Annotated in this window: 16 protein-coding genes; 4 read left to right on the forward strand and 12 right to left on the reverse strand. The window is 39.7% G+C overall.

The window, feature by feature from the left end; all coding sequences use genetic code 11:
- The first annotated feature begins 23 nt into the window (after nucleotides 1-23).
- Nucleotides 24-725 (forward strand): porin family protein, encoded by a 702-nt coding sequence (locus FK178_RS13845; RefSeq protein WP_146836471.1) that lies wholly within the window; start codon nucleotides 24-26, stop codon nucleotides 723-725.
- Here the strand turns inward: FK178_RS13845 and FK178_RS13850 are convergent.
- From FK178_RS13850 to pyrH, 8 genes are all read right to left on the reverse strand, one after another.
- The gene (locus tag FK178_RS13850; RefSeq protein ID WP_146836474.1) at nucleotides 720-1,325 is read right to left on the reverse strand and encodes a hypothetical protein; all 606 of its coding nucleotides are present in this window, start codon (nucleotides 1,323-1,325) and stop codon (nucleotides 720-722) included. The two genes, FK178_RS13845 and FK178_RS13850, sit on opposite strands and share 6 nt — an antisense overlap.
- Nucleotides 1,326-2,789, reverse strand: coding sequence for an RNA polymerase factor sigma-54 (gene rpoN / locus FK178_RS13855; protein ID WP_146836485.1), 1,464 nt, complete (start codon nucleotides 2,787-2,789; stop codon nucleotides 1,326-1,328). It abuts the gene before it with no gap.
- Nucleotides 2,790-2,878: 89 nt separating this feature from the next.
- On the reverse strand, nucleotides 2,879-3,739 hold the full coding sequence (locus tag FK178_RS13860) for an RluA family pseudouridine synthase (RefSeq protein WP_146836488.1): 861 nt from the start codon (nucleotides 3,737-3,739) through the stop codon (nucleotides 2,879-2,881).
- Nucleotides 3,740-3,742: 3 nt separating this feature from the next.
- Entirely contained in the window at nucleotides 3,743-5,185 is a 1,443-nt protein-coding gene (asnS, locus tag FK178_RS13865) for an asparagine--tRNA ligase (RefSeq protein WP_146836491.1), read from the reverse strand.
- 78 nt (nucleotides 5,186-5,263) lie between these two features.
- Nucleotides 5,264-7,660: an efflux RND transporter permease subunit gene (locus FK178_RS13870; RefSeq protein ID WP_146836494.1), complete on the reverse strand. Its 2,397-nt coding sequence runs from the start codon at nucleotides 7,658-7,660 to the stop codon at nucleotides 5,264-5,266.
- Between the two features lie 73 nt (nucleotides 7,661-7,733).
- Entirely contained in the window at nucleotides 7,734-10,154 is a 2,421-nt protein-coding gene (locus FK178_RS13875) for a DUF5686 family protein (protein ID WP_146836497.1), read from the reverse strand.
- Nucleotides 10,155-10,277: 123 nt separating this feature from the next.
- Nucleotides 10,278-10,832, reverse strand: a complete 555-nt coding sequence (frr, locus tag FK178_RS13880; RefSeq protein ID WP_146836500.1) for a ribosome recycling factor — start codon at nucleotides 10,830-10,832, stop codon at nucleotides 10,278-10,280.
- Between the two features lie 40 nt (nucleotides 10,833-10,872).
- The gene (pyrH, locus tag FK178_RS13885) at nucleotides 10,873-11,580 is read right to left on the reverse strand and encodes a UMP kinase (protein WP_146836503.1); all 708 of its coding nucleotides are present in this window, start codon (nucleotides 11,578-11,580) and stop codon (nucleotides 10,873-10,875) included.
- Between the two features lie 217 nt (nucleotides 11,581-11,797).
- Here pyrH and FK178_RS13890 point away from each other — a divergent pair, with 217 nt between their 5' ends.
- Nucleotides 11,798-12,493, forward strand: coding sequence for a zinc metallopeptidase (locus FK178_RS13890; protein WP_146836506.1), 696 nt, complete (start codon nucleotides 11,798-11,800; stop codon nucleotides 12,491-12,493).
- A 71-nt stretch (nucleotides 12,494-12,564) separates the two neighbouring features.
- Here the strand turns inward: FK178_RS13890 and FK178_RS13895 are convergent, their stop codons facing one another.
- The 4 genes from FK178_RS13895 to FK178_RS13910 all read right to left on the reverse strand — a co-directional run bounded on the left by FK178_RS13895 (nucleotide 12,565) and on the right by FK178_RS13910 (nucleotide 15,405).
- On the reverse strand, nucleotides 12,565-13,083 hold the full coding sequence (locus tag FK178_RS13895; protein WP_146836509.1) for a ferritin: 519 nt from the start codon (nucleotides 13,081-13,083) through the stop codon (nucleotides 12,565-12,567).
- An 86-nt stretch (nucleotides 13,084-13,169) separates the two neighbouring features.
- Nucleotides 13,170-13,475 (reverse strand): hypothetical protein, encoded by a 306-nt coding sequence (locus FK178_RS13900; RefSeq protein ID WP_146836512.1) that lies wholly within the window; start codon nucleotides 13,473-13,475, stop codon nucleotides 13,170-13,172.
- Nucleotides 13,476-13,517: 42 nt separating this feature from the next.
- A complete protein-coding gene (locus FK178_RS13905) occupies nucleotides 13,518-13,988 on the reverse strand; it encodes an Lrp/AsnC ligand binding domain-containing protein (protein ID WP_146836516.1) in 471 nt (156 codons plus the stop codon).
- Between the two features lie 43 nt (nucleotides 13,989-14,031).
- Complete coding sequence (locus FK178_RS13910; RefSeq protein WP_146836519.1) at nucleotides 14,032-15,405, reverse strand: saccharopine dehydrogenase family protein; 1,374 nt, start codon at nucleotides 15,403-15,405, stop codon at nucleotides 14,032-14,034.
- 75 nt (nucleotides 15,406-15,480) lie between these two features.
- Between FK178_RS13910 and FK178_RS13915 the strand changes: the two genes are divergently transcribed.
- Nucleotides 15,481-15,870, forward strand: coding sequence for a DUF423 domain-containing protein (locus tag FK178_RS13915; RefSeq protein WP_146836522.1), 390 nt, complete (start codon nucleotides 15,481-15,483; stop codon nucleotides 15,868-15,870).
- Nucleotides 15,871-15,948: 78 nt separating this feature from the next.
- Nucleotides 15,949-17,547 (forward strand): phosphoenolpyruvate carboxykinase (ATP), encoded by a 1,599-nt coding sequence (gene pckA / locus FK178_RS13920; protein ID WP_146836525.1) that lies wholly within the window; start codon nucleotides 15,949-15,951, stop codon nucleotides 17,545-17,547.
- The last annotated feature ends 27 nt before the right edge of the window (nucleotides 17,548-17,574 follow it).

A 17,574-nucleotide genomic window follows, 5' to 3' on the forward strand; every position in this document is an offset into this window, starting at 1 on the left:
CGGGTTGGGTAAACAATCATTCTATGAAAAAACTGTGTCTTATTCTCTTTGGTTTTGTTTTATGCCTACCTGTAATTGCACAGCAGAGAACCGCAGGTACTGCTTCTGTAATTGACAGTTTATACAGGGAAGACCAGTTTTATATAGGGCTCACCTTCCACCTGTTGCATGATCTGCCGGAGGAGGTAACCCAAAAAGGATTTTCAGGAGGGGTACACCTTGGTTTTATAAGAGATTTCCCCATTAATAAAAGAAGGAATGTTGCAATAGGTGTGGGTGCAGGATGGTCTATAAATACTTATGGGCAGGAACTATTCATTGGGGAAGATGATAACGAGCAAACAATTTTCAGGGATCTTAATGCGCTGGACATAGAGTATGATACCAACAGGTTTTCAACCCAGCTTGTAGAAGTTCCGTTAGAATTCAGGTGGCGTACTTCCACTCCGGAATCATACAGGTTTTGGAGGATCTATACTGGTGTAAGGCTGGGGTATATTTACCATTTCAAATCCAACTTCAGGCAGGAGGGAAATCAGGTAGTTCAAACCGATATTCCAGAGCTGGAACGCTTTCGGTTGGGGACAACTTTCACTTTTGGATATAACACCTTTAATTTTCACCTGTACTACAATCTAACCCCATTTTTCAATAACGCCCGTCTCAACGATACCGAATTCGGCGTTCATTCCTTTAAAGTAGGACTAATGTTCTATTTGCTATAACCAGAAGTTAAGAACTATTATCTGTGGTAGCAGGCCCACCAGTATTCCCAGGCTTATTTCCGGCCAGGTATGGGCTTTGAGCTGGAGTCTGGAAGTAGCCGTTAAACCCAGGGCTGCGATAAGAAAGGCGATGGTATAAATAAGGTTTATGCGGTAAAAGATGCTAAGGGCAATTACAAACATTAAAACTCCGCTTAAGCCAACCATATGAAGGCTTATCTTGAAATTTAAAAATGCCAGGATCAATCCTGTTAAAGCCGAAAATAATATCCCCACAAAATAATAATACAAGGCCGGGTAATTATAGGCATCCAGGATCTGGTATAAATTCAGGCAAATGAGTAAAGAAAAAAAGAACAATGGCCACCTTCTTTCTTTCACATTCTGCAGAAACATATTTTCTGCCTTCCCAAGATTTTTCAGCAAGAAATAAAAAACTATTGGTATAAAGAGTGTGGTAATAGCAATTGCCAGTAATTTGGCCTTAACCAGCGGGAACGGGAAAAACCTGGGCGTGATCAAAAAATATAAAAGACTTCCAATAAAGGTCATCCAAACGGGATGAAATATATAAGAGGCGCTTTTTATAATAGCCCGCATTTAAATTTCTTTACGCATTCGTGCAACGGGTATATCAAGTTGTTCCCGGTATTTGGCCACAGTTCTTCGGGCAATAGGATAGCCTTTTTCCAGCAATAATTTCGCAAGTTTCTCGTCAGTAAGTGGTTTTCGCTTATTTTCCTCTTCAATAGAGATTTCCAGTATTTTTTTGATCTCCCTTGTAGAGACGTCTTCTCCCTGGTCATTTTTCATTGATTCAGAAAAGAATTCCTTGATGAGTTTGGTCCCGTAGGGTGTGTCTACATACTTGCTGTTCGCCACCCGCGAAACCGTAGAAACATCCATTCCAATCTCGTCTGCAATATCCTTTAAGATCATGGGCCTTAAATTGCGCTCATCACCGGTTAAGAAGTATTCTTTTTGATAATTCATTATAGAGCTCATCGTGACCATTAAAGTCTGCTGACGCTGCTTAATTGCCTCAATAAACCATTTTGCCGAGTCAAGCTTCTGCTTTATGAACATTACAGCATCTTTCTGTGCCCTTGTCTTTTCCTTTGCTTCCTTGTAACCTTTCAGCATATTGCTGTAATCATTGGAAATATGCATTTCAGGCGCATTACGCCCATTCAGGGAGAGTTCAAGTTCCCCGTCTACGATCTTTATAGTAAAATCCGGGATCACATGCTCCACCATACGGGTGTTGCCCGAAAATGTTCCGCCGGGTTTTGGATTCAAATGTTCTATAATATCTATAGCATCTCTTAGATCATCTTCGCTTATATCATGTTTTGCCAGGAGTTTTGCATAATGTTTCTTGCTGAAGTGGTCAAAGGACTTTTCCAGCAGATCTATTGCCAGGGAAATATCCTTTCGTGGCTCTTTACGGTGTAGTTGTATTAAAAGACATTCCTGAAGGGATCTTGCACCCACTCCTGCAGGATCCAGGTCCTGTATATGTTTAAGGACCTTTTCTACCGTTGCTTCATCTGTATAAACATTTTGGGTAAAAGCCAGGTCATCTACAATATCCTGAATGCTACGGCGTATGTAACCGCTTTCATCAACACTTCCTATAAGAAAATCGGCAATTTCTTTTTCTGTTTCAGTTAAGCGAAAGGTGCTTAACTGCGATTTTAAATATTGGGAAAATGAAGTTCCGGAAGCGAAGGGAACTTCCCTGTCCTCATCATCTGCACTATAATTATTTGCCTGTAAACGGTAACTCGGGATCTCATCATCACTCAAATAATCATCTACATTGATTTCAGACTCCTTCTCATCATTTCCATAGTCATCGTCTTCATACTCATTGCTCCCATAGTCCTCATCAAATTCATCATCCAGGCTTTCTTTTCCATCTTCCAGGGCCGGATTTTCCTCCAGTTCCTGCTTGATGCGCTGTTCAAAAGCCTGGGTTGGCAATTGAATGAGCTTCATCAACTGGATCTGTTGAGGGGAAAGCTTTTGCGATAATTTAAAATTTAATTGCTGTTTTAGCATAAGTATCTGGGTTAATCACTCATTACAAAAATAAGCAAAAACAATGCTAATGATGCTTTGGCACTAAAAATGCTTGTGGTAAATTTTTGTTAAGGCATTTGAAGCGAGGCGAATTTTTTGAATTTTCCAGGAATTGGAATGCTGATATCCATTGGTTTTCCCGAAACCGGATGAAGAAATTTAATTCCGGTTGAAGCCAGGTATAAACCTCCGTTAAAACCTTTAAACCCACCGTAATCCCTGTCTCCTACAATTGGGAACCCATTTCCCGAGAGATGTATCCTTATTTGATGCGTACGGCCTGTTTTGGGTAAAACCTCCAGCAATGAAAACTCACCCTGGGCTTTGCTTATATACTTAATAAGGGAGATTTCACTTTTCGCATTTTTACCCTCTATCTCATTTGTATATACCGCACAGGGGGGTGCAAGCCCACTTACAAGTGCTACATAAGTTTTTTGTATCTCCTGGCATTCAAATGCCCGGTTCAATATTATTTGGGCATTCCTGGTTTTTGCAACGAGTAATAATCCTGAAGTAGGATTGTCTAACCTGTGAACCGGCATGGGATAGGGGAGTGTGTCCGGTTCCGTGGATCTCGCAAGGTTAAAGGGAAGTGCATTTTCAATACTTCTGAAAAAATTCCCACTTGTAGAAATACCTGCAGGTTTGTTTATAACCGCCATAAAGTCATCTTCAAAGATAACCTCCAGTTTTAAGTTGTAAACCTTTTTGGCCGGTAGTTCCGGTTGTAATAATTCAATCTTTTGATACTGCTCGATCCAATCTGAAGTTTGTGCGGGGATACCATTAAGAAGAATTTCTTTTCTTTTAATGGCCTTTTTAAGGGTGCTTTTGGTGCTTATGGAAGAAAAAATTGAAACCGCATATTCCTGCAACCGGATCCTCTCCTTAATTGCAGGAACAATATGCGTTTCAAGTATGATCAAATTTTAAAATTCAGCATTCTGTGGTGTTCTCGGGAAAGGGATAACATCGCGAATATTTGTCATTCCGGTAACAAATTGCACCAGGCGTTCAAAGCCAAGGCCAAATCCGCTGTGCACACAGGTTCCAAATCTCCTCGTGTCAAGGTACCACCATAGTTCCTTTTCGTCTATATCCAGAGCCCGCATTTTTTTCTGTAAAACCTCCAGGCGTTCCTCTCTTTGAGATCCACCTACTATTTCACCAATTCCAGGAAACAGGATGTCCATTGCTCTTACCGTTTTCCCATCCTCGTTAAGCCTCATGTAGAAAGCTTTGATATTTGCAGGATAATCAAAAAGGATCACAGGACATTTAAAATGCTTTTCTACCAGAAAGCGTTCGTGCTCACTTTGAAGATCTGCTCCCCACGCATCAATTGGATACTGGAATTTTTTCTTCTTGTTGGGCTTGGAGTTTTTCAGGATGTCAATAGCTTCGGTATAGCTTACTCTTTTGAAATTATTCTGAGTTACAAACTGAAGTTTTTCCAGCAATCCCATTTCGCTGCGTTCTGCTTCTGGCTTGGTCTTATCTTCATTTTGAAATCTTTCGGCCAAAAAGTCAAGATCATCTTTACAATTATCCAGGGCATACTTGACCACGTATTTAATAAAATCTTCTGCCAGGTCCATATTTCCGTCAAGATCGGTAAAGGCAACCTCAGGCTCTATCATCCAAAATTCGGCAAGGTGTCTTGAAGTATTGGAATTTTCAGCTCTAAAAGTTGGCCCAAAAGTATAAACCTGTCCCAATCCCATCGCATAAGTTTCAGCTTCCAGCTGGCCGGATACGGTAAGATTTGTTTCCTTTCCGAAGAAATCCTTTTTAAAATCTATTTCCCCTGCTTCGTTCTTAGGGGTATTATTAATATCTAAAGCCGTGACCCTAAACATTTCACCCGCCCCTTCAGCATCGCTCCCCGTAATTATTGGGGTGTTTACGTAATGAAAATTATTTTGCTGAAAGTAACTGTGCACGGCGAATGACAGCTTACTTCTCACGCGCATCACCGCGCCAAAAGTGTTGGTGCGTATCCTTAAATGAGCCTGCTCTCTTAATTTTTCAAGGGTATGTCTTTTGGGGGAGAGGATGGTCAATTTTACTTCTTCGGGATTAGCGTCTCCCAGGATCTCCACATTCTTCACTTCTACCTCAACGCTTTGCTGGCTTCCCAGGCTTTCCTTTAAAGTCCCGGTTATTTTTATGGCGGCCCCTACCGTTATACGTTTCAGGATGTCTTCGTTTGTCTTTTCAAAATCTATGACGCACTGAATATTATTGATGGTTGACCCATCATTCAATGCTATAAACCTGTTACTTCGAAAGGATCTTACCCATCCTTTTACTTCTACTTCCTGTAGGAACTGATTGCTTTTTAATAATTCAGCAATTTTAGCTTTTATCATGTTGGTTAGATTTTTGAAAAATCAAAGATAAATCTTCCGTGCCTGCTTACCAAGCAACTTATTTTTGATTTCAGCTTATTATTCTTCTTCTAAAATATCATCTTCTTCTGCAATTATCTCTATTGCAGGCTCCTTTAATGTTTCCTTATTTGCTATACGTTTCTCCAGAGATAACAGTAATGAGGGTAGCAATAAAAGGTTGGCCAGCATCGCAAATAACAATGTTGCTGAAACAAGACCACCCAATGCCACGGTACCACCAAAACTGCTTATCATAAACACCGAAAATCCGAAAAACAGCACAATTGAGGTGTAGAACATGGAAACGCCGGTCTCACGCAGGGCGGCATAAACAGATCTTTTAATTTTCCAGTTATTGGCTTTTAATTCCTGCCTGTATTTGGCAAGAAAATGTATAGTGTCGTCTACCGAGATCCCAAAAGCGATGCTAAAAACAAGGATGGTTGATGGCTTAATGGGAATACCCAGAAATCCCATCATTCCGGCAGTTACCAGCAGTGGTAATAAATTGGGGATGAGGGAAACCAGGATCATCCTGAAAGACCTGAACATCCAGGCCATTAATAGTGCAATTAATAATATGGCCAGAGAAAGGGAAACTATTAGATTTTTTACCAAATAGGTAGTTCCTTTTTGAAATATTAGGGCTTTACCGGTCATGGTCACTTCGTACCTGTCCGGTGGAAAGGTCTTATTAATTTGAGGCACAAGATTTTCCTCAATACGTTTCATCTCTTCTGTCCCAATATCCTTCATAAAGGTGGTCATACGGGCATACCTGCCGGTAGAATCTACATAGGTGGAAATAATATTTTCACCAGATGATAAACCTTTGAGATAGGGAGAAATAAAATTTTGTTCCTGGGAGGTTGGAAGCTGGAAGTATTTAGGATTTCCATTGTAATAGGCCTGCTTTGAATATTTGGCCAGTCTCACAACAGAGAGGGGTTGGGAAAGCTCCGGCACATCGCTTATTGCCGTCTCCAGAGTTTCCATTCTTTTTAAATTGGCCAGGGCAAGCGCCCCTCGTGGCCGTTTCGTATCTATAACAATTTCAAGCGGCATTATCCCGTCAAACTCGGCTTCAAAAAATCGAATGTCCTGAAAAAAACAAGCTTCCTGCGGCATGTCTTCCAGCAGGCTTCCTGAAATCTTGATTTGGTAGATCCCAATAATACTTAAGGCCAGTAATATTATAGAGGTGATATAAATGGTGATCCTTCTTTGACGAACCATTTTTTCCATCCAGTCTACAAATGCCCCAATCCATCTTTTATTTAAATGTTTTAAATGCTTATCCTTTGGCAGGTGCATATAACTGTATATAATAGGGATAATAAGGAGGCTCAAAATAAAAATGGCGATTATATTGATGGATGCCACAATACCAAACTCCTTAAGCAAGGTGCTATCGGTCAAAATAAAAGCGGCAAATCCAGATGCGGTGGTCACATTGGTGAGCATTGTTGCATTCCCCACTTTTGTTATCACCCTTTGCAGGGATTTGGCCTGATTCCCGTGATTTTTTATCTCCTGTTGATATTTGTTGATCAAGAAGATGCAATTAGGAATACCTATTACAATTATTAATGGTGGGATAAGGGCGGTGAGTACGGTGATCTCGTAATTGAATAATCCTATAACCCCAAAGGACCACATTACCCCAATTAGCACCGTGATCATTGATATGATAGTCGCCCGGAAAGAGCGAAAGAAGAAGAAAAATATAAGCGAGGTTACAAAAAGTGCCGCGACAATAAAAAGGCCAATTTCATCAATGATATTCTGGGCATTAAGCGTTCTAATATATGGCATTCCTGAAACGTGCACCTTAAGGTCATTCTCCTCTTCAAAATTCTCAATAAGGGGCTGAAGTTCCTCCAGCACAAAAACCTTTCGTTCTTCTGAATTTACAATTTGCTCATTTAGGTAAATTACGGTTTGAACGGTTTGGGAATGGGTGCTGTAAATAAGGTTCTCGTAAAAAGGCATTGCGGTAAATAACTCCTTCTGAAGGCTATCTACAGTGGCTTCATCCCAATCCCGGTCTCCTACAAAAGGCACCATTTCAAAGCGTTTGGGATCTTCAAATTTTTGCAGTTTTTGAAGGTTGCCCAGGGAGATAACATTTTCTACTGCAGGATAATTTTCCAGGGTTTTGGCCAACTCTTCCCATGCTTTGAACTTTGGCGTAGTGAACAGGGATGGGTCATTTACCGCGAGCATGATCACATTGCCCTCCTCCCCGAATTTATCCAGAAAGTCATTGTATACTAAATTAACGGGGTGGTCATCTGGCAATAGGTTCGCTTCAGTATAAGAGAAGCGCATATGTTGCCATTGCGTAGCCATAAAAATGGTAATACCCACAATTATAGCTATTATAACGAGCCTGTTACGCAGGATTACACGGGCTATGGAATTCCAGAATCCAAAACTGAAAATTTTTGACATTACTGATTTTAAAGGGAGTGCAAAGGTATAAAAAGACCTTGTATTTCAGGGGAAAGTCCTTATAGTTTAAATATCAAATTTTTAGGTTAAGCGTGAACTTAAGGGAAAAGTTTTCTCTGAAAGTGGGCAGGTGATATGCTCCGTAGCGATATACTGTGCTTAAACCCAGCCCTAAAAAAATTTGATTTAATTCCAATCCCACTTCATTAAAGCCTTGTTCCAGGGTTTGGAACTTAATATTGCGGTGAGCGGCAATATTTTTAAAGTCACCAATTACATGTCGCGAAATAATGGCAAATTCAGGATTGATGTTTTTTGAAATATGAAATGGGCGTAATTGATGTCTTATATGTACAGAAGCCTGCCGGTCACTAAAGAATTCATCAAAATACATGGTCTCAAAACTTATTTTCCCTGCCACCGAAAACCTGTTTAAAATTTCTGGTTTGTTAGGATTATTTGGGAAAGCATGAAAAGCATGGGTAAGAGGCAACTCTCCCAGCCCATAATTCCCTTCCATTGTAACCTGGGTAACCGACCTGTCTTCCCGAATGATCTCATATTCTGCCTTTAAACCCAGTTTGGTGAAATTAAAATTTCCACCTCCCACACCTGAAAATCCCTGGGAAAGTTGTCCTGTGATCACAGGATACCTTTTGTCATAGATCTTATGAAAATGGGGAGTGCTTAAGAATTTGCTGAAAGGCCGCCATAAGAAGCTCAGTTTTGCCTCGGCAATGGTGTAATCTCGATACAAAACTCCTTTGTTTAAAAAGGCATATTCCCTAAGCTGGGAAATATCACTGTGGGCAAACTGTAATTCTGAATCTAGTCTTGGGGTGAAGCGGTGTTCCAGGCTTGTTTTAATGCTATTGAAGGCATAGTAATAGCTAATATTTGCAAACCGGGGTTCCAGGATTGAAAAATCATTAACACCTTTTAAATATTGATGTCCTGCAACCTCCCTAATGTCCTGTGTGTAATTTAAATTCCACCACGTTCCACTTCGCCGGTGAAGTAATAGACCACCCCCTGCAGCATATTTCCAGGCTCTGTCCTTGAAACCGTAAACCAAATAACCCTCAAGCTTTATTCTTCTGGAAAACTGTTCATTGGTTTCACCTCCTGCTCCTATCCGGAAACCTTCATAATTATTATATTTAATAAATTTGCTGAGATCAAAATCCCAGAATTCAACAGGGTAAAAGCCCTGCGAAATAGCATTTAGAACCTCCTTTTTTCTAAGGATATTTCCGGTTAGAATTTCCCTTTCAACCTTTCCGGCGGTAATTTCGTCCTCTAAGGTGTAAGGCTGTTGCCGGTTTATTTCCCAAAAATTTATTGAATGATCGTGGGCTTCATCTAATACAAGAATTGCAGCCGATCTTTTTTCAATATTCACTTCGTCTATTAAGGCAAAGTCATAATTATTTGTCACTGAGGTTAGTTGCAAATCATTTTCAATCTTGCCGGGTGCCAGAACGGTGTTTAGAATAGAGCTTTTTCTTTGTACCGTTCCCAGGGCAATACTACCTCCAAAGATGCTTATATCCTTCCCCCCGGTGCCGGGTTTTAGAGTTACCCGACTTTTTATGGGAAACCAGATCTTCTCGTCCGGAAAATATTCATAATCTTCATCAATTTCAATTTCAATCTGGCCGTTTAACCGTGTTCTGGATCCCTGAACTGCGAAGCTTAAAGTGTCGATAAAAATTATTCCTTCCCAGCCTGCCACCACTCTGGGCCTTTTGGGTTTAAAATAAAGCATATATCCCGGCCTGCCTCCTGTAATAACTGTGTCCAGTATTTTATATTCATAATTTTTTAAGGCCTTTTTTCCTAAAGGGCTTGCATACCTGGATCCATAAATTGGATAATCGTCCTTGTATATTGACTTCGGTTCCAGATTAAGTGTGAGAACCTCATAAACCGGTTCTTCAAAACCGGGTGTTTTAACTCCTGTAACAATTTCCTTTTTTAAATGGGGACTCTTATACAAATGCTTTGAAACCCGTTCTGATAAAAAATTTCGTCCCCGCGGAGTTATTGATGGTTGTTGCGTGTCAACAAACAGTTTATTATAACTGCTGTAACTGTAATTTTTAAGGTATAATTCAGGGTCATTTATCTCCTTACAGTTTATAGCTTTTTGAACGAGGTCCCTGGCAGTTTCGGTTGGAAATTTCTGTTTTTCAACAGGCTTAGGGAGTGGAGACAATTGTATATGATAAAAATTGGCGAACTTATTTATATCAAGATCCAATAGAACATAACCTGGGTAGGAAATTTTAAGACCGGAAGATTGCGGGGGTAGTTCCAGGCTAAATTCTCCTTTTATATTGGTAAGGGATTGGATGTCCTGGGAATGGTAAACTTTTGCAAAGGGGAGGGGTGCTTTTGTTGCACGGTCAATTACTTTTCCTGTTATGATCTGCTGTGCAAACATCACGGGAAAATAAAGCATTAATAAGATGCAAATAATAAATGACCGCATAGTGATGAATTATTTCATATGAGAAACCCTTAAAGTTATGGCAAAAAAAAGCTTCATTATATTGATTGCGGTGCGTTGATTCAATATAGTGAAGCCGTTATTAATTAGTTTAAAGGAGGGACCTTACACAGTCATTATTTCCTTTTCCTTATTGTCAAAAATACTATCAACCTTCTTAATATATGTGTCTGTAAGTTGCTGTACATTATCTTCAGCGATCTTCATCAGGTCTTCAGAGATATCAAGTTTTTTAATATCATTGTTGGCAACTTTCCTGTCATTTCTAATCCCAATCTTGGCATCTTCCGCCTCAGCTTTTGCCTGTTTGGCAAGTTCGCGGCGCCTTTCTTCGGTAAGTGGGGGCACGCTTATTATAACACTTTCCCCATTGTTCATTGGATTAAAACCAAGATTGGCCACCATGATTCCCTTTTCAATATTGGGAATGGTATTTCTTTCAAAAGGTTGAATTGTAATGGTGCGGGCATCTGGGGTACTTATATTGGCAACCTGATTAAGCGGGGTCATGCTTCCGTAATACTCTACCATTACGCTACCCAACATTGCGGGACTGGCTTTTCCTGCCCTGATATTAAGCAGTTGTTTTTCAAGGTGCTTAATGGCCTGTTGCATATTTTCCTCTGTACTATCCAGTATAAAATCTACTTCTTCATTCATTTTTTTAAAACTTAAAGTTTAAAACAGTCTTTAATCTAATTTATAAATTCACTTTAGTCCCAATCTTTTCCCCTGAAGCAACCTTCAGTAAATTCCCGGGGGTGTTCATATCAAATACAATTATAGGTAATTCATTTTCCTGACTTAAAGTGAAGGCAGTGGTATCCATTACCTTGAGGCCTTTTTTAAGCACATCATCAAAAGTAATATAGTCAAATTTTGTGGCAAGTTTATCTTTTTCGGGATCTGCGGTATAAATACCATCCACTCTTGTTCCTTTTAAGATTACATCTGCATGCACTTCAATTGCCCGAAGCACGGCTGCAGAATCTGTAGTGAAATAAGGATTTCCTGTTCCACCTCCAAAAATTACTACCCTGCCTTTCTCAAGATGAGATATTGCCTTGCGGCGAATAAAAGGCTCAGCAACTTCATTTATTTTAATAGCAGACTGTAACCTGGTTTTTACGTTTGCGTCTTCAAGAGCGCTTTGTAAAGCCAAACCGTTGATGATAGTTGCAAGCATCCCCATATTATCTGCCTGTACCCTATCCATTCCCTTACTGGCTCCGGCAACACCCCTAAAGATATTACCACCGCCAATTACTATAGCTACCTGAACCCCACGATCAATTACAGATTTAATTTCCCTGGCATATTCTGCCAGCCTCTCAGGATCTATTCCGTATTGACGGTTTCCCATTAAGGCTTCGCCAGATAATTTCAGAAGAATTCTCTTGTACTGCATATTCATTATATAGTTGAGTGTTGCAAATATAGACAATATCTTAAATTGTAAAGTACTTGCCACTATCGATTATGTTCAAGATCAATTTTTTAGTAAAACTTTATGTTTATGTGCTCATAACCCTTTCATAGAATAGGTTTGACAAAAATTCAGAAAGGGGAAAATGGCGGGGTTTTTGCTATCTTTGAAATTCTAAAATACTAAAAGGCACAAAGAAATGATAGGATATTATATAATTGCAGGTCTCATATTTGTTGTGAGTTTATATGTGAGTAATAGATTAAAAAGCAAGTTCAAAAAGTACTCCCAGGTGCACCTGCGCAACGGGTTAAGCGGAAAGGAAATTGCAGAAAAAATGCTGTATGATAACGGAATATCTGACGTAAAGGTAATTTCCACTCCGGGAATGCTTACAGATCATTATAACCCTGCTAAAAAGACCGTAAACCTAAGTGAAGGAGTTTATACACAAAGAAATGCAGCGGCTGCCGCTGTTGCAGCACATGAATGTGGTCATGCTGTACAACATGCCACGGCTTATGGCTGGTTGCAAATGAGAAGTCAGCTGGTGCCGGTGGTAAGTGTTGCTTCCAAATTTTCTACCTGGGCCATTATGGGAGGCTTGATCCTGATGACCATGGTATCGGTGGGGGTTGGTCAAACTGTTTTACTTATAGGTATAATACTTTATGGAATGGGAACTTTGTTTAGTTTTATTACCCTTCCGGTAGAATATGATGCAAGTAAAAGGGCATTGGTATGGCTTGAAACTGAAAATATGTTGACGCCACAGGAACATGAAGCTGCCGAGGATTCCCTTAAATGGGCAGCACGAACCTATGTAGTAGCTGCAGTAGGTTCCCTTGCAACCCTGTTGTATTTTTTAAGTATCTATATGGGTAACCGGGATTAATTCTCCGGATACTAATTAATAAAAAAAGGGCGGTTTATACCGCCCTTTTTTATTGTTTAAAATTTAAATATTTACTTTCGAATCTGGGGAATTCTTTCATCCAGAAGTTTTAATCCCAGGCCATCTGTTCCCATAAGGTCAAACAATTCCAATGCCCGTCTAATAGTTTGCTCCTCTTCCATTTGTTCGTGTACAAACCATTGCAGAAATACTTCGGAAGTAAGGTCCTGTACTTTTCTGCATTTAAATACAATGTTGTGAATGGATTTGGTAATTGCAATTTCCTGATCGAGAGCTGTTTCAAAGATCTCCTCCAGTGAATTGTAGTCGTGGTTAATGTTTGTAACTTCAGGGGAATAAGCGGTACCTCCGTTGTCATTAATGTATTTGAAAATCTTCATCATATGATCTCTCTCCTCCAGCGACTGCTCATAAAAGAAGTGGGCACTATTGGTTAAGGCATTATGGTCACACCATGAGGCCATTGCCAGGTATATTGATGAGGATTGGGCCTCTTTTTTTATCTGTTCGTTTAAAAGGTCCATGACTTCTACATGGATGCTCAATTTTTGTCTTACAAGATCTTTCATTTCCTTTTTTTATAAAGTTAAATAAAAAGGAACACCTGCCCTAAATAAAAGGGAAATTTAGAAGTAATCTAATTTAATAGAAAGATTTAAGAAACGAGGGAATTGAGCTCTGTCATAGCAAATGTTCCCTGCAGCAATTCCTGAAGATCCAGGATTTCAAAAGTATTGAAAACGAATATATGCTCTTTGTTACACAGTGTAAGTATCTCCATCCCATGCTTGTTCTCACCGCTAAAATGGGAATTGAGATCAATGTTTTTAATTTGGTAACGAAAAGCCAAAAGCTGGCAAAACCTGAATTTTACAGTCTTATGGCCAAAGTCCAGAATAAAGTTCCTGTCCCTGTCTGACTGATAGGTTTTAAAAAAACGGGATTGATATATAAGCTTCATGGGCTGCAAAATTATTCCTTATTTAGAATAATACCAAATTATTTACACCTTTATTTGACGCTGGATTTGCTGGTCAAGGGAAATAAAAGTTTCTGTACGGGAAACCCCTTCTATTGCCTGAATATTCATATTAAGCACCTTCATTAAATGCTCATTATCCCTGCAAAGGATCTTAAGAAAAATTGACCAGTTTCCTGTAGTGTAATGACACTCCAGAACCTCGGGGATCTCCCTTAGTTTTTTTACAGCCTGTGGGTTACTAATCGCCTTGTCCAGATAAACCCCCACAAATGCCAGAGTGGTGTATCCCAATACCCTGGGGTTTATTACCAGTTTTGACCCTTCGATCAAACCTGCTTTTTCAAGTTTTCTTAAGCGTTGATGTATGGCCGCGCCGCTTATACCCAGATTTCTTGCAATTTCAAGTATGGGTTTACGGGCATCCTCCATAAGATGGTTAAGAATTGTTTTATCAATCCCATCAATGTTAACTTTTTCGTCTATGATTTTCATGTAGGTGCATTTTGGAGGGCAGTAATAAAATTAGGATTTTTATTTAATTTCCAACCTCTCCAAACGGGTTATAACCTAAATATTCTGTTTCTTTTTCCTGAAAGCTAATTCCGTATTCCTGTAACTCTTCTAAAATGGGTTCATAAACTTCCCGGGTAATAGGTATTTGGACCCCAGGGGTAGTGATCTTTTTGTTTAATATAGCAAGTGTTGCTATGGCAACTGGCAAGCCCACCGTTTTTGCCATTGCAGTATAGGTCTGGTCTTCCCCTATATGTACCATGGTGGAATCTATCTGTTTTTTTTCGCCTTCAAGTTCATAACCAAATTTATGATACATAACAATCATATCCTTATCATCTTCGGCCAGAGTCCATTTATCTTCCAGGATTTTTTGCAATGCCCGCGCAGGAGTAGCATTTGGAATACCTATTTTCTTCCCGTCATTAAAAAGATCGAGCTCTACCAGTTTATCCCACATTATATCATCCTGATCTATTTTAAGGTTGTGACGCAATTTTAATTCAACTGTATCTGTAGGGGAGTAGGGAAGAAAAGAGTTTACAAAATCACGGTAACTCATATGTTCTGAATTTTCCAGTTCATAGGTGTCATCTGTCATACCCAGTTGCACAAACATATTCCATGCACGGCTGAAGCCAACCCGGCGTATGGTACCCCGGTATAAGGTTAAGATGTCTTCCAGCCCGTATATGCTGCGGTAATCTAAGGAATTCCGGTTGGCATAGCCTTCAAACTTTCCGTAACCATCCACGTGCAAAAATTCTGTACGCCTGAATAATCTGTGATATGGTATGTATTTATATTTCCCTTCCTGGATAAATTCAGCTACCCCGCCCTGGCCCGCAACCACCACATTTCTGGGGTTCCATGTAAATTTATAGTTCCAGAGATTGGTATCACTTTCAGGCGCTACAAGACCACCGGTGAAAGATTCGAACATTAACATTTTACCGCCTTTTGCCCTTATTTGATCTATGACCTGCATAGCACTCATATGGTCTAAGCCGGGATCTACCCCAATTTCATTCATAAAAACAAGGCCGTTTTGTTTCACTTCACTATCCAGGGCTCTCATTTCTTTACTCACATAGGAAGCAGTAACCAGGTTCTTTTTAAATTTTATACAATCCCTGGCGACTTCAATATGGAAACTGGCAGGGAGCATGGAGATCACTATATGTGCATTTTGTATCGCGTTTTCCCTGCTTTCTTTATCAAAAACATTGAGACTTATTGCATTGCACCGGGAATGTCCACGGGAAATTCTTTTTGCCTGTTCCAGGTCAAGATCTCCAAGAGTTATAAGTAGGTTTTCAGATTCAGCTTTTTCAAGTAAATATCGAATTAAGACCGAAGTAGATTTTCCGGCACCAATTACCAGTATTTGTCGCATATTAAGTTTATCTTAATTAATTTTGGGCTTGTAGTTACGAAGGTAATTAATTGAATACATTTAAAAAATTAAAGGATGAAGAGAAGCTATTATATTGCGGGTTTTTGTTTGGGATTATTAGGGGTTGTGCTGGGGGCTTTTGCCGCTCATGGATTGAAACCAAATCTTAGCCCGCAGGCCATGGAAACTTTTGAAACCGGGGTTAGATTTCAAATTTATCATGCATTCCTTATTCTCATTCTTGCTAATATGGATAGCCTTCAAAATAGAAATGCCCGAATAATTCTCTACGTTATCCTTACAGGGGTGTTTCTCTTTTCGGGCTCAATATATCTCCTGGCAACAAATTCAATTACCGCACCCGATTTTTCAATTCTTGGTCCTGTAACCCCACTGGGTGGCAGTTTATTGATCTTTTGTTGGGGATTTCTCATCTTCCACAGCATAAAGTTAAAAATTAAATAAAATGGTTGGATTTTTAATGCCATCCATTTTAGATTATTTACTTTTGTTGCCCTAAACAAACACACAACTTAAACTTTTATGTTGGCAAACAAACAGATTACGAAATCGATTTCGCTGGAGAATTATGGAATTCATAATGCCACGGTGCATTATCAACTAAGTCCAGACGAACTTCATCAAATTACGCTTGAAAGGGATCATGGAGTAGAGGCAAAATCTGGAGCTTTAGCGGTGAACACCGGGGAGTTTACAGGACGTTCTCCAAAGGACCGGTTTCTGGTTAAAGATGATGAGACGAGAGACAGAGTGTGGTGGGGGGATATTAACATTCCCTTTGATCCTGAAAAATTTGATGCTCTTTATGACAAGGTGGTTGCTTACCTTTCAGAAAAAGAGGTTTTTGTTAGGGATTCATATGCCTGCTCCGATGAAAATCACAGATTGAACATTCGCGTAGTAAATGAATACGCATGGTCCAATCTATTTGCGTACAATATGTTTTTAAGGCCGGAAGAATCTGAGCTTAAAAACTTTAAAGAAGACTGGATAGTTATCAATGCTCCCGGATTTAAGGCAGATCCATCTGTAGACGGAACGCGCCAGGCAAACTTTTCAATCCTTAATTTTTCAAGAAAAATTGCTTTAATTGGTGGAAGCGGGTATACCGGGGAAATTAAAAAAGGGATTTTTTCTGCCCTTAACTTTATCCTACCTGTGCACGAAAATACTTTGCCTATGCACTGCTCTGCCAATATAGGAAAGGAAGGCGATACCGCTGTGTTTTTCGGTTTATCGGGTACGGGAAAAACAACCCTTTCTGCAGATCCTAAACGGAAATTAATAGGTGATGATGAGCACGGGTGGACTGCAGAGAATACCATTTTTAACTTTGAGGGTGGTTGCTATGCTAAAGTTATTAATCTTACTGAAGACAATGAACCCGATATTTTCAGGGCGATCAAAAAAGGGGCAATTCTTGAAAATGTGATTCTCAATGAAGATGGGGAAGTAGATTTTGAAGACACATCTATTACACCAAATACAAGAGTAAGTTATCCTATTGATCACATAGATAATATTGCAGTTCCCTCAATAGGAGAAAATCCTAAAAATATATTTTTCCTAACGGCAGATGCCTTTGGGGTACTGCCTCCAATAAGTAAATTGAACCCGGGCCAGGCAGCCTATCATTTCATTAGTGGGTATACAGCTAAGGTTGCAGGTACAGAGGCTGGGGTAGATGAGCCTCTACCTAATTTTTCAGCTTGTTTTGGAGCGCCATTTATGCCTTTACACCCTACAAAATATGGGGAGATGTTGAGTGAAAAAATGAAAGATTCCAAAGTAGATGTTTGGTTGGTGAATACCGGATGGACCGGTGGTCCTTACGGGATAGGTAGCAGAATGAAGTTGAAATACACCCGCGCTATGATTGATGCTGCTCTTGAAGGAAAACTTAAAGACGTAGAATTTGTACAGCACCCCATTTTTGGGCTTCAAATGCCTACAGAATGTGAGAATGTGCCCAGTGAGGTTCTTAACCCAAGAGGAACCTGGAGTGATAAATCGGCATACGATTCCAAAGCCTTAGAACTTGCAAATGCATTTAAGACAAACTTTAAAAAGTTTGAGGAAAACGCTAATGAGGAAATCCTTGGCGGTGGGCCCCTGGTATAACCTTTAAGGGTACAAAAAAGCAAAAGC

Origin of the sequence: Antarcticibacterium arcticum (assembly GCF_007993795.1) — a bacterium.
GTDB lineage: Bacteria > Bacteroidota > Bacteroidia > Flavobacteriales > Flavobacteriaceae > Gillisia > Gillisia arctica.

Coding starts and splice junctions, on each gene's coding strand:
- FK178_RS13905 (WP_146836516.1), bottom strand. CDS start 13,988: ATGAAAATCATAGACGAAAAAGTTAACATTGATGGGATTGATAAAACA.
- pyrH (WP_146836503.1), bottom strand. CDS start 11,580: ATGCAGTACAAGAGAATTCTTCTGAAATTATCTGGCGAAGCCTTAATG.
- FK178_RS13915 (WP_146836522.1), top strand. CDS start 15,481: ATGAAGAGAAGCTATTATATTGCGGGTTTTTGTTTGGGATTATTAGGG.
- FK178_RS13900 (WP_146836512.1), bottom strand. CDS start 13,475: ATGAAGCTTATATATCAATCCCGTTTTTTTAAAACCTATCAGTCAGAC.
- asnS (WP_146836491.1), bottom strand. CDS start 5,185: ATGATAAAAGCTAAAATTGCTGAATTATTAAAAAGCAATCAGTTCCTA.
- FK178_RS13850 (WP_146836474.1), bottom strand. CDS start 1,325: ATGCGGGCTATTATAAAAAGCGCCTCTTATATATTTCATCCCGTTTGG.
- FK178_RS13910 (WP_146836519.1), bottom strand. CDS start 15,405: ATGCGACAAATACTGGTAATTGGTGCCGGAAAATCTACTTCGGTCTTA.
- rpoN (WP_146836485.1), bottom strand. CDS start 2,789: ATGCTAAAACAGCAATTAAATTTTAAATTATCGCAAAAGCTTTCCCCT.
- FK178_RS13875 (WP_146836497.1), bottom strand. CDS start 10,154: ATGCGGTCATTTATTATTTGCATCTTATTAATGCTTTATTTTCCCGTG.
- frr (WP_146836500.1), bottom strand. CDS start 10,832: ATGAATGAAGAAGTAGATTTTATACTGGATAGTACAGAGGAAAATATG.
- FK178_RS13895 (WP_146836509.1), bottom strand. CDS start 13,083: ATGAAAGATCTTGTAAGACAAAAATTGAGCATCCATGTAGAAGTCATG.
- pckA (WP_146836525.1), top strand. CDS start 15,949: ATGTTGGCAAACAAACAGATTACGAAATCGATTTCGCTGGAGAATTAT.
- FK178_RS13845 (WP_146836471.1), top strand. CDS start 24: ATGAAAAAACTGTGTCTTATTCTCTTTGGTTTTGTTTTATGCCTACCT.
- FK178_RS13890 (WP_146836506.1), top strand. CDS start 11,798: ATGATAGGATATTATATAATTGCAGGTCTCATATTTGTTGTGAGTTTA.
- FK178_RS13870 (WP_146836494.1), bottom strand. CDS start 7,660: ATGTCAAAAATTTTCAGTTTTGGATTCTGGAATTCCATAGCCCGTGTA.